Annotated in this window: 12 protein-coding genes and 1 tRNA gene; 8 read left to right on the top strand and 5 right to left on the bottom strand. The window is 66.2% G+C overall.

Annotation, left to right across the window (positions count from 1 at the left end; genetic code table 11):
- Window positions 1-15: 15 nt before the first annotated feature.
- The 5 genes from JWM94_RS08065 to JWM94_RS08045 all read right to left on the bottom strand — a co-directional run bounded on the left by JWM94_RS08065 (window position 16) and on the right by JWM94_RS08045 (window position 3,116).
- A complete protein-coding gene (locus JWM94_RS08065) occupies window positions 16-150 on the bottom strand; it encodes a hypothetical protein (protein ID WP_299424737.1) in 135 nt (44 codons plus the stop codon).
- A gap of 120 nt (window positions 151-270) precedes the next feature.
- Window positions 271-1,017 (bottom strand): sterol desaturase family protein, encoded by a 747-nt coding sequence (locus tag JWM94_RS08060; RefSeq protein WP_299424736.1) that lies wholly within the window; start codon window positions 1,015-1,017, stop codon window positions 271-273.
- Between the two features lie 272 nt (window positions 1,018-1,289).
- Window positions 1,290-1,363: transfer RNA gene (locus JWM94_RS08055), tRNA-Gly, on the bottom strand.
- Between the two features lie 70 nt (window positions 1,364-1,433).
- Window positions 1,434-1,928 (bottom strand): ureidoglycolate lyase, encoded by a 495-nt coding sequence (locus JWM94_RS08050; RefSeq protein ID WP_299424734.1) that lies wholly within the window; start codon window positions 1,926-1,928, stop codon window positions 1,434-1,436.
- Window positions 1,929-3,116, bottom strand: a complete 1,188-nt coding sequence (locus JWM94_RS08045; RefSeq protein ID WP_299424731.1) for a urate hydroxylase PuuD — start codon at window positions 3,114-3,116, stop codon at window positions 1,929-1,931.
- Between the two features lie 150 nt (window positions 3,117-3,266).
- On the opposite strand from JWM94_RS08045, the gene puuE reads away from it, so the two are divergent.
- Genes puuE through guaD form a run of 8 tightly spaced genes read left to right on the top strand, consistent with a single transcriptional unit; the run spans window position 3,267 to window position 11,915 of the window.
- Window positions 3,267-4,175 carry an allantoinase PuuE gene (gene puuE, locus JWM94_RS08040; RefSeq protein WP_299424728.1) on the top strand — a complete coding sequence of 303 codons (909 nt, stop codon included), beginning with the start codon at window positions 3,267-3,269 and terminating at the stop codon, window positions 4,173-4,175.
- Window positions 4,135-4,662 carry a 2-oxo-4-hydroxy-4-carboxy-5-ureidoimidazoline decarboxylase gene (uraD, locus tag JWM94_RS08035; protein ID WP_299424725.1) on the top strand — a complete coding sequence of 176 codons (528 nt, stop codon included), beginning with the start codon at window positions 4,135-4,137 and terminating at the stop codon, window positions 4,660-4,662. Before puuE ends, uraD begins: the two co-directional genes overlap by 41 nt.
- A gap of 2 nt (window positions 4,663-4,664) precedes the next feature.
- Entirely contained in the window at window positions 4,665-5,657 is a 993-nt protein-coding gene (gene alc / locus JWM94_RS08030) for an allantoicase (RefSeq protein WP_299424722.1), read from the top strand.
- Entirely contained in the window at window positions 5,654-5,989 is a 336-nt protein-coding gene (gene uraH, locus JWM94_RS08025) for a hydroxyisourate hydrolase (protein ID WP_299424720.1), read from the top strand. The genes alc and uraH overlap by 4 nt, the downstream gene beginning before the upstream one ends.
- On the top strand, window positions 5,990-7,396 hold the full coding sequence (gene xdhA / locus JWM94_RS08020) for a xanthine dehydrogenase small subunit (RefSeq protein ID WP_299424717.1): 1,407 nt from the start codon (window positions 5,990-5,992) through the stop codon (window positions 7,394-7,396).
- Window positions 7,389-9,704 carry a xanthine dehydrogenase molybdopterin binding subunit gene (xdhB, locus tag JWM94_RS08015; protein ID WP_299424714.1) on the top strand — a complete coding sequence of 772 codons (2,316 nt, stop codon included), beginning with the start codon at window positions 7,389-7,391 and terminating at the stop codon, window positions 9,702-9,704. The genes xdhA and xdhB overlap by 8 nt, the downstream gene beginning before the upstream one ends.
- Window positions 9,667-10,599, top strand: a complete 933-nt coding sequence (gene xdhC, locus JWM94_RS08010; RefSeq protein WP_299424712.1) for a xanthine dehydrogenase accessory protein XdhC — start codon at window positions 9,667-9,669, stop codon at window positions 10,597-10,599. The genes xdhB and xdhC overlap by 38 nt, the downstream gene beginning before the upstream one ends.
- Window positions 10,596-11,915 carry a guanine deaminase gene (guaD, locus tag JWM94_RS08005; RefSeq protein WP_299424709.1) on the top strand — a complete coding sequence of 440 codons (1,320 nt, stop codon included), beginning with the start codon at window positions 10,596-10,598 and terminating at the stop codon, window positions 11,913-11,915. Before xdhC ends, guaD begins: the two co-directional genes overlap by 4 nt.
- Window positions 11,916-11,917 lie beyond the last annotated feature (2 nt).

Raw genomic sequence — 11,917 nt, 5'->3', positions numbered from 1 at the left:
AGGATAAGGACTGGCCTAGCCGGCCCGGTTCGCCTGGCCGAGCATCGTCACGATGAGCAAGAAGACCCCGATGACAAACAGGGTGAGGACGATATGCTTGGGCGTGATCGACAGCGCGCGCAAACGGCGCGAGAGAGAACGTTGCGACATTGGGAAGGCACTCGATACGCGGTTACTGTTGCCGCCCCAAACCCCCGTCGCGGCCGCGGGTTCCCTTCAATGCGACGAAATGCGGCGTCAGAGGATATAAATTACGCCGAAGTCCTTGCGCTACAATCTTACCCTTCCCTTACGCTTGTTGACGTCGATGCACGCCAGCATCGGGCCAAGCTTCGCGCGGCCCGGCTCGAACCCCACCGCAACATCGGCACGCCTGGGATTGGCATAGGTGCCGAACAGCATGTCCCATATCGGCATGTCGCCGAAATTGCGGGCGTGCACGTCGCGCTGATGATGGAGCATGTGCGCTTCGGGCCGCTGAATAATCCAGCCCGTCCATAGAGGCGTCGGCACGTCGAGATGCTGGTAGAGCGCGATTAGAAATCCCGCCGCGCCGGCGATCCCAGCGGCCTCCGGCGTGACGCCGAGCAGGATTGCGGCGAGCAGCGACCAGAATACCTGCACGAACACGTCGATCGGATGGAAGATGAAGGCGGACGCCGCATCGACCCGTGCGACGCCGTGGTGCATCTGGTGACCGAGCCGCCACAACAGGTCGTAGCGATGCTGGAGGCGATGCGACCAATAGGTGAAGAAGGTGGTGAGGACGACGGTCGGGATCGCCCCCCAATATCCCCAGTGCGCCAGGTCCATCGGACCATGCCACGACAGTAGTGGCAGGATCGCCAGCGGCGCTGCGATGTTGACGATCAGCGTCGCGACGAACCCGACAATCCCGATAAGGCGCCAGTAGCGGATTGCGGGTTGCTCGCGGGGGCGGCGGACGATGAGTTCCAGCGCCATGCCTGCGATGAGCATGGTCGGAAACGATAGTAACAGGATGGTGTCGAACGACATGGCGATGCCTCCCCCGAGGATACTGGCAGCTACGCGCGGAGGCGATAATAACGGATCGGTGCGCCGCGGCAAAGGCGCGTCGTCGGCCAGCGCGCTTGGGGTCGTCGGTAGTGCCAAGGGAATTGAACCACGCGCGTAGCCCGGCAGGACGGAGCGTCAACAAAGACTCGAGGGTTCCGGCGTGGCAAAGCCACGCCGTCGGCCGCCACAAGCGGCGCCGGCCGGTTCGCCGCAACTTCGCTGATTAGCTGCACTAATCAGCGGCAGCGAACTGGAGCGGGTGAAGGGAATCGAACCCTCGTCGTAAGCTTGGGAAGCTTCTGCTCTGCCATTGAGCTACACCCGCTAGGAGGCGATGCGTCCGCCCACTGCCACGACCACCGCGGATCGGTCAACATCGACGTGGCGAATGTCGATCATCGGCAAACGCGGATTTCGTCGCGCGGCGCCAGATGAACTTCGTCGCAATTGTTGCCGGGTCCGGCGCGGTCGACGACGAGGAAATCGCTCTCGGCGTCCAGTGCGAGCAGGAAGTGGTGCCAGACGCCCTTGCGATACTGCACGCCCTGGCGCGCCTCGGCGTGAAACACCTGGACCAAGGAAGGGTCGAACACACCGTCCGGCGCGACCGCGACCAGATAGGGCCGTCCGCTCAGCGGCATGAACGCCTGGCTCCCCAGCGGGTGGCGCTCGAACACTTTCAGCACCGGCGGATCAAGCGGCCGCCCGCGAAACATGCTGATGACGCCGATGCCGCCATCCTCCGCGACATCGATCTCGGCCAGCCGGTCGTAGCGGTCGGTGTTGCCCCGGTTGATCGCCACCTTCACGGCATCATCGGAAACCTCGATCACGTCGCCGAACGGCGCGAAGGACTGGGCGGTCAGCGGTTGGGGGGCGATGTCGCGCAATTAATTGCCCTTTGCGCCAGCTTGGATCCACGCACCAAGCTGGGCCCGTTCGTCCTTGGTCATTCCGGTTTCGTTGCCGAGCGGCATATTGTCGGACATCACCGCTCGCTCGTAAATCTGTGGCGCGTGGCGGCGCAATGCGTCCGCGCTGTCGAAGACGACGCCGTTGGGGGGCGCCGCGATCCCCGGATGCGTTGGCACCTGCGCGTGACACATACTGCAGTGGCGGTCGATCAGCGCGCGAATGTCGGCATAGGTTGGGGCCGCGGCTGTGGCAGCCGCGGGCGGCTGCCGCATACTCTGGTTGAGCGCCGCGACCGCGAAAAAGGCCAGCCCCGCGACAAACAGGATCCAGGGACGGACGACGCCCTGGTTCTTGAGGTTGAAGAAATGCCGGATCGTCGCGCCGATCACGCCCAGCGCGATCAGCCACAGCCAGTTCAACGGCGCGGCGAAGATCATCGGATAGTGATTGCTGATCATCACGAACAGCACCGGCAGCGTCATGTAATTGTTGTGGACCGACCGCTGCTTGGCCTGCAGGCCGAGGCGCGCGTCGGGCGTCTGGTTCGCGCGGATTTGCGCCACGACCTTCTTTTGATTCGGAATGATGACGAAGAACACGTTGGCCGCCATCACCGTGCCGATGATCGCACCCACGTGCATGAACGCCCCGAGATCGGAGAAGATTCGAGTCAGGCCATAAGCGGCGACAGAGAGGAAGATCAGCCACGCGACCCCGAAGACCGCCAAATTCTTGCCCAGGATCGACCGGCACAGTCCTTCGTACACGATCAGCGAACCGGCGATGGCGCCCACGCCGATCAGGATCGCTTGCCACGGCTCCAGCGGCAGCTTCGCATTGTCGATCAAATTGGCTTGTGCGCCGACATAGAAGATCAGCGACAGCAGGACGAAGCCGCTGATCCACGTCCAATAGGCTTCCCATTTGAACCAGTGGAGCTGCTCCGGCATCTCCGCTGGCGCGACGGAGAACTTGTGCGACTGGTAGAAGCCGCCGCTATGGACGCTCCACAATTCGCCGGACACACCCTCGCGCGCCGGGACGGGCGGGCGCAGATGGCTGTCGAGCCACATGAAATAAAAGGACGATCCGATCCAGGCGATCCCGGCGATCACGTGCAGCCAATGCACCGCCAGCTTCGCCCAGTCCCCCATTTCTCCCATATCGCGGCTTGCTCCCTCGATGCCGGTTGCCAGCCGGCGGTCTTAGGCCGGGAAACGCCGCTGGGGCAGAGTGATTCTTGCCGACGCCGCGCTCGGCGGGGTAGGCGTTGCAATTCCGCCCCAGTCTGGCGGAACTGACAGGTGGTACCGTTGAACCAGGAATACCCGCGCGATCTTGTTGGCTATGGCCCGACGCCGCCGCATGCCGCCTGGCCCGGCGGCGCGCGCATCGCGGTGCAGTGCGTGTTGAATTACGAGGAGGGCGCGGAGGCCAATATCCTCGACGGCGATCCGGGCGCCGAGACCTTTTTGTCGGACATCCCCAACGCAGCACCGACGCCGGGCGCGCGGCATATGAGCATGGAGCAGATCTACGAATATGGCGCGCGCGTGGGCGTGTGGCGCCTGCTGCGATTGTTCGCGCGTTACGACATTCCGCTCACCGTGTTCGGCGTCGCGCTGGCGATGCAGCGCAATCCCGCCGTGGTAGAGGCGTTTCTCGAAGCGGGGCACGAGATAGCGTCGCACGGCTGGCGGTGGATCAACTATCAGTCCGTACCCGAGGCCGACGAGCGCGCCGATATGGCGCGTGCTATCGAGGTTCACACGCAATTGACCGGCGAGCGGCCGCTCGGCTGGTACACCGGCCGGACGAGCCCCAACACGCGCCGGATTGTGGCGGAAGAGGGCGGCTTTCTCTACGACGCGGACGATTATTCGGACGATTTGCCGTTCTGGACGTCGGTGGCGGGGCGAAGCCATCTCATCGTCCCCTACTCGCTGGAAACGAATGACATGCGGTTCGCCAGCGCGAGCATGACGACCGGCGATCAGTTCTGCGATTATCTGCGCGACAGCTTCGACACCCTGTACGCCGAGGGCGCCGACCGCCCGCGGATGATGTCGATCGGGCTTCACTGCCGGCTGGCCGGGCGGCCGGGGAAGATGGCGGGGCTGGAACGGTTTCTGCGTTACGCCTTGGGGCACAAGGATGTGTGGTTTTGTCGGCGCATCGACATTGCGCGTCACTGGCGCGAGAATTATCCGCATGTTGCCTAGCTCGCTCACTCGAGATGCCTTTATCGCCCTGTTCGGCCCGGTTTACGAGGCGTCGCCGTGGGTAGCGGAAGCCGTCTGGCCTGCTGTCGAGCGCCGTCAGCTGGACGATCCTGAGGAGCTGACCCAGGCGATGCGCGCCGCCGTCGACGCCGCGCCGCGCGCGCTGCGGCTCGCGCTCATCCGCGCGCATCCGCAACTCGCTGTCGCCAGCCGGATGGCACTCGCCTCGGTCGTGGAGCAGCGCGGTGCCGGGCTCGATCGGTGCTCGCCGGACGAGCTCGCCGACTTCGAACGCCTCAACGCGGCGTATCTCGCCCGGTTCGATCACCCGTTCATCGTCGCGGTCAAGGGGTTGTCGCGGCAGGATATCCTTGCCGCATTCGCGGCACGGCTGCACAATGACCCCGAGGCGGAGTTCGCTACAGCCATCGCCCAGATCCATCGTATCGCGGCGTTCCGCCTCGCGGCGCTTTTCACCCCAGGATGACCATGTTCGACACTCTGCGCCGCCAATATATCGATCTCGCCCAGCCGCGCCTGGGCGCCGAGGTGGTCGATGCGACCGACGATTTCTTCGCCGACAAGGCACGGCTGATCGCGCCCGCCGAGCCCGTCTTCATCCCCGGCAAGTATGACGAAAACGGCAAATGGATGGACGGCTGGGAAAGCCGGCGCAAACGCACCCCCGGGCACGATTGGTGCGTCGTCCGGCTCGGCGTGCCGGGGCTGATCGCGGGTTTTGAGATCGATACCCGGCACTTCACGGGCAACTACCCCCCAGGCTCTGAAATCGAGGTGTGTCGCTGCGATGACCGGATTCCCGACGCCGAGACCGAGTGGTCGATGGTCACGCCACGCCTCGCGTTGAACGGTGACGACCGCGTCTACGTGCCTGTGAATCATAACCTTCCCGTCACGCATGTGCGATTGCACATCTTTCCCGATGGCGGGGTCGCCCGGCTGCGCGTGTGGGGCAGGGTGGCCAAGGACTGGTCGGCGGTCGATGCCGACGTGCCGATCGACCTGCTGGCGATGGAGAACGGCGGTCGCGGCATCATCGCCAATGACGAGCATTTCGGCCGCGTCGAAAACCTCACGGCGCCAGGACGCGGCGTCGATATGGGCGACGGCTGGGAAACGCGGCGGCGGCGCGAGCCCGGGCACGATTGGGCGGTGCTCGAATTGGGTGCGTCAGGGCGGATCGAGGAAATCGTAATCGATACCGCCCACTTCAAAGGCAATTATCCCGATCGCTGCTTCATCCAGGCGGCAGCGAGTGCGACCGGCTCGCCGGACGAAATCGCGGCGATGTCGAAGGACTGGCCGGTGCTGTTGCCCGAAGTCAAACTCCAAGCCGACCACAGCCACGTCTTTCGCGACGGGCTGGCCGAACTTGGCCCGATCCGCTTCGTGCGGCTGAACATCATCCCCGACGGTGGGGTCAGCCGGCTGCGGATGGTCGGAAAGGTAACGGCGTCGTGAGCAGCTTGAGTACCCACATTCTCGACACGGCGAGTGGCCAGCCGGCTCGCGGCATGAAACTGTCACTATGGCACGATGGCGCGCTTCTCTACGAGGGCTCATCCAACGAAGATGGCCGCTGCCCGACATTGAGCGAAGGGCGGTCGCTGCCAGCGGGTGCCTATCGGTTGCAATTCCTTGTCGCCGACTATTTCCGGGCGCAGGGAGTCGCGCTGCCCGATCCGCCGTTCCTCGACGTAGTTTCGATTGATTTCGGCATGACGGACGACGGCCATTACCATGTCCCGCTGCTCGTCTCGCCGTTCGCTTATTCGACCTATCGGGGAAACTGATTGGCGCCCGACCATACCATACGCTTCGTGCTCGACGGCGAGATCGTCGCCGTCGAGGCAAGCGAGCCCAGCGCTACCGTGCTCGACCTGCTGCGCTATCGGCTGCGCCGCACCGGCACCAAGGAAGGGTGCGCCGAGGGCGATTGCGGCGCGTGCACGGTGGTGCTCGGGGAACTCGACGGGGAGCGGGTTCGCTGGCGCGCGGTCAATGCCTGCATCCTGTTCGTGCCGATGCTCCACGGCAAAGCGCTAGTGACGGTCGAGAGCCTGTCGCGCGACGGCATGCTGCATCCGGTCCAGCGCGCGCTTGCGGAGGGGCACGGATCGCAATGCGGTTTCTGCACGCCGGGCTTTGTCATGTCGCTCTATGCCCGCAGCATCGGCGGCGAGGGCACGAATGGCGCGCCGATCAAGGATGTCATCGCCGGCAATCTCTGCCGCTGCACCGGCTATGGCCCGATCCTCGCCGCGGGCGAGGCCAATCAAGCGGAAACGTCCGATGATGCGGCGACCGTGCAGCTGTTGCGCACCATCGAGCCGCTGCGAAGCGGGCCGGGCTGGTTCGCGCCGCGCGGCACGGAAGAACTGGCGGCATTGCTGATCGAGTATCCGGATGCACGGATCGTCGCCGGCGCGACCGATGTCGGGTTATGGGTCACGAAACAGCTGCGCGATCTCGGCACGGTGATCTTCATCGGCGACGTGGCCGATCTGCGATGCGTCGCCGAAGATGGGGAGGGCCTGACGTTGGGCGCGGCCGTCCGTTACACCGAAGCGCGGGATGCTCTGTCGCGGCTCCATCCCGATCTCGGCGAGCTCGTCCGGCGGATCGGCGGGCTGCAGGTGCGCAATGCGGGGACGATCGGCGGCAACATCGCCAATGGCTCGCCGATCGGCGACATGCCACCCGCGCTGATCGCGCTCGGTGCCGAACTGACGCTGCGGCGCGGCGGCGAGCGGCGGACGATGCCGCTTGAGCAGTTCTTCAAATCCTACGGCGTGCAGGATCGCCAACCCGGAGAATTCGTCGAAAGCGTCCGTATTCCGCGTCCCGACGCTGGCGCGGTGATCCGTATCGTCAAGCTATCCAAGCGGTTCGACAGCGACATCTCGGCGTTGTGCGGTGCCTTCGCGCTGCGGATCGACGGTGGGCGGATCGCGTCGGCACGCGTCGCGTTCGGCGGAATGGCTGGCATCCCGGCGCGTGCGCGGGGCTGCGAGGAGGCGCTGACCGGCGCGGCATGGAACGAGGAAACCGCCGACACTGCCGCCCGCGCGCTGGCGAACGATTATCGTCCGCTCGACGATCTGCGCGGGTCGGCGGCGTATCGCACCGAAGCGGCGGGCAACCTGCTGCGTCGGATGTGGCTCGAAGCGGAAGAAGCCGTGAGCGTGCTCGATGGCTGACGCCGGAACGCCGTCGCCTGGTGCCGTCCACGCCGCGCTGCCCCACGACAGCGCGGTCGCGCACGTCGCGGGTAGCGCGCGCTATGTCGACGACATGCCCGAGGCGCCGGGGACGCTGCACCTTGCCTTCGGGCTAGCGGCGGACGGGCATGGTCGGATCACGGCGCTGGATCTAACCGCCGTCCGCGCTGCGCCCGGCGTCGTCGCGGTTTTCACCGCCGCCGATATCCCCGGCATCAACGACGTTAGCCCGGTGTTCGGCGACGACAAGCTCTTTGCCGAGGACGAAATTCTCTATCCGGGGCAGCCGCTGTTCGTCGTCGCGGCGACCGGCCATCGCGCGGCGCGGGTCGCGGCAAGACTGGCGAAGGCTGACGTTGCGCCGCTCCCCGCGCTGGTTACGATCGACGCGGCGCGCGGGGCGGGATCGGTGATCGAGGACAGTCAGCGTATGGCGCGCGGCGATGCCGCCGCCGCGCTGTCCGCCGCGCCGAATCGCTTGTCGGGCCGCGTTGCGATCGGCGGGCAGGAGCATTTCTATCTCGAGGGACAGGCTGCGCTGGCGACGCCCGGCGAGGCGGGCCAACTGCATGTGCTGAGCTCGACCCAGCACCCGAGCGAAGTCCAGCACCTGATCGCCAAGGTGCTCGGCCTCAGCCATGCCGACGTCACCGTCGAAGTGCGCCGAATGGGCGGTGCGTTCGGCGGCAAGGAAACGCAGGCGGCGGCCTATGCCGCGGCGTGCGCGCTCGTCGCGGCCAAGACTGGACGGCCCGCGAAGATCCGCGCCGATCGCGACGACGATTTCGTGATGACCGGCAAGCGCCACGATTTCGCGATCGGTTACGATGTTGGCTTCGACGATTCGGGCCGGATCGAGGGCATCCGCTTCGACCTCGCCTCGCGCTGCGGCGCCACCGCCGACCTCAGCCCCGCGATCAACGATCGGGCGATGTTCCACGCCGACAACACCTATTTCCTTCCGGCGGTCGAAATCGTCTCGCACCGGCTGAAGACGCATACCGTCTCCAACACTGCGTTTCGCGGCTTTGGCGGGCCGCAGGGGATGGTGGGGGTCGAGCGCGTGATGGACGCGGTCGCCGCGCAGCTCGATCTCGATCCGCTCGCGGTCCGCCAGGTCAATCTTTACGGACCCGGCCGCGACACGACGCCCTATCACATGACGGTAACCGACAATGTCGCGCCCGCGCTGATCGCCGAACTGGCTGAGCGTGCCGGTTATGCCGCGAGGCGCAACGCGGTCGTCGACTTCAACGCCGCGCATCGCGTGCTCAAGAAGGGACTCGCGCTGACCCCGGTCAAGTTCGGCATCTCGTTTACCACCACGCACCTCAACCAGGCCGGTGCGCTGGTCCATATCTATGCCGACGGCTCGATCCATCTCAATCATGGGGGCACTGAGATGGGGCAGGGGCTGATGATCAAGGTGGCGCAAGTGGTCGCCGACGTGTTCGCGGTTCCGGTCGAACTGGTGAAGGTCTCTGCCACGCGCACCGATAAGGTGCCCAACACCTCGGCGACAGCAGCATCGTCGGGCGCGGACATGAACGGCATGGCCGCCTTCAACGCGGCAGAGACGATCCGCCGGCGCCTTGCTGCCGTTGCCGCTGAGCATTTCGGGGTCGAGGAAAAGGCGGTTCGCTTCACGCGCGAAGGCGTGATCGCGGGCGGTGAACGGGTGACCTTCCCGCAGCTTTGCCGCATGGCGCATATCGCGCGCGTGTCGCTGTCGTCGACCGGTTTTTACGCGACGCCCGACATCCATTACGACCGCGCCACGCATAGCGGGCGACCGTTCCTCTATTTCGCTTATGGCGCGGCGTTGAGCGAAGTCGTGATCGACACGCTGACCGGCGAGCACCGCGTGGTCGCGGTCGACGTCCTCCACGACGTCGGGCGCTCGCTCAATCCGGCGATCGACCTTGGGCAAATCGAGGGCGGGTTCGTCCAGGGGATGGGCTGGCTCACCACCGAGGAACTGGTGTTCGATGATCGCGGCCGGCTGCTCACGCATGCGCCATCGACGTACAAGATCCCAACCGCTGGCGACCGGCCCGAGCGCATGACGATCGATCTGTGGGAGCGCGGCCGCAACACCGAGCCGACGATCCACCGCTCGAAAGCGGTCGGCGAACCGCCGCTGATGCTCGCGATCTCGGTCTTTTCCGCACTCACTCAGGCGGTCGCCGCCGCCGCGCCCGGCAAGGGGCTGCCGAACCTCGACGCGCCGGCCACGCCGGAGCGCATCCTTGCCGCGATCGCCGAGCTTCGCGCGCGTGCCGCGTGAATGGGCTGCCCAGGCACGTGCCGCGCTGGGGCGTGAGCCGACCGCGCTGGTGACCGTGCTGGCGACCGAGGGCTCGGCACCGCGCGGCCCAGGGGCACGCATGGTCGTGACCGGCGATAACCAGCAGGGCAGCATCGGCGGCGGGGCGCTCGAATATCAGGCGGTCGAGCAAGCGCGCGCGATCCTCGATCATCCGCCGGGCGCGTGGCGCATCCAGGATTATCCGCTGGGGCCGCTGCTCGGCCAATGCTGCGGCGGGCGTGTGCGGCTGTTGATCGAGCATCTCGATCCGGATGCGAGCCAATGGATCGCGTCGGAACGGCCGATCGCGGCCCGGCTGCTCGCTGACCGTGTCGAGCGCACGGACACCGACATTCCGAACACCGAACCGCTGTTCGCGCGCGGCGAGCGGCCCGGCGTTGGCGCCACTTTCGCCGAGCCCGCCGACATTCCACGCATGCCGGTGCTGATGTTCGGCGCCGGCCATGTCGGTCGCGCCATCGCCCAACGGGCAGACGGCCTGCCGCTCCAGTTCGCCAGGTACGACACGCGTTCCGACGCCGCCGAGATGCCGGGCGTGGTCCACGCCGACGAGGAAGCCATGGTCGCCTGCGCCGCCGAAGCGGGCCGCGACGCCGCGGTGCTGATCCTGACGCACGACCATGCGCTCGACTATCGCCTCACCGCCGCGGCGCTGCGCAGTGCCGCGCCATTCGTCGGCCTGATCGGATCGCGGACCAAGCGCGCGCGGTTCCTCGCGCGGCTCAGGGACGAAGGGATCGATGCGTCCCGCCTGACCTGTCCGATCGGCATGCCCGGCATCGCTGGCAAGGAACCCGACGTGATCGCGATCGCGACGCTGGCCCAGTTGCTCACGCTGAGGACCACCGCATGACGCGCCGCGCCTTCCGCGCCGAAATCCTGACCGTCCCGCACGACCCCGCAAAGGCCGGACCCGACGCGATCCGCCATGACGAGGACGGGTTGCTGGTTGTGGACGACGGGCTCGTGCTGGCCCGCGGCGCCTACGCCGATCTGCATGCCCAATTCGCCGACGTGCACGTGGAAGCGTTCCCCGGCGGGCTGATCGTTCCCGGGTTCGTCGACGCGCATGTCCATTATCCGCAGACCGAACGCATCGCCTCGCACGGCGAGCAATTGCTGGAATGGCTCGATCGCCATATCTTTCCGGCAGAGGCAAAGTTCGCCGATCGCGGCCATGCCGATGCGATTGCGGCCTTCTTTCTCGACGAACTGCTGCGCAACGGTACGACGTCGGCACTGGTTTTTCCGACCGTTCATGCCTGTTCGGTCGATGCGCTGTTCGAGGCGGCACTCGCGCGCGACATGCGCATCGTCTCGGGCAAAGTTCTGATGGACCAGGGGCCTGAGACGTTGCGCGACACGCTCGCGAGCGGACGCGCCGATACCGAGGCGTTGATCGGGCGGTGGCGGGGGCGCGGCAGGATCGGTTATGCGGTCACGCCCCGCTTTGCGCTCACCTCGTCCGACGCGCAGCTCGCCGACGCCGGCGACCTTCTCGCAGCGCATCCCGACGTGCAGATGCACACCCACCTCTCCGAGAATATGGGGGAGATCGCCGCAGTCGGTGAGCGTTTCCCGAACGCGCGCGACTATCTCGACGTCTATGACCGCTTCGGGCTCGTCGGTCCGCGTTCGGTGTTCGCGCACTGCGTGCATATGAGCGACGCCGCGCTTGCGCGGATGGCGGAGGCCGGCGCGGGAATCGCGCTTTGCCCAACCAGCAACCTGTTCCTCGGATCGGGACTGTTCGACCTTGCGCAGATCGACCGCCACGGCGTCGCTGTCAGCATCGGCACTGACGTTGGCGCGGGCACCAGCTTTTCGGTGCTGCATACCCTCGGCGAGGCGTACAAGGTCTGCCAGTTGCGTGGAGCTAGTCTCGACCCCTTGCGCGCGCTCCATCTGGCCACCGCGGGTGGCGCGCGCGTCATGGGAATCGGCGACCGGGTTGGTGCGCTCGAGCCCGGGCAGGAAGCCGATTTCGTGGTGCTCGATGCCGCGGCAACGCCGCTGCTCGCGCGCCGAACCGCCGGCGCCACATTGTTCGACCGGTTGTTCGCGCTGCAAATGCTGGGCGACGACCGCGCGATCGCCTTCACCTACGTGGCCGGCCAACGTGCCCATGCGCGCGACACCGGACCTTCGTTGCACAACGCGGCGAGATAATT

This window comes from Sphingomonas bacterium (assembly GCF_028289855.1).
GTDB lineage: Bacteria > Pseudomonadota > Alphaproteobacteria > Sphingomonadales > Sphingomonadaceae > Sphingomonas.
Note: the sequence above shows the minus strand (reverse complement) of the source record. Positions and strands in the feature narration are given on the sequence as shown.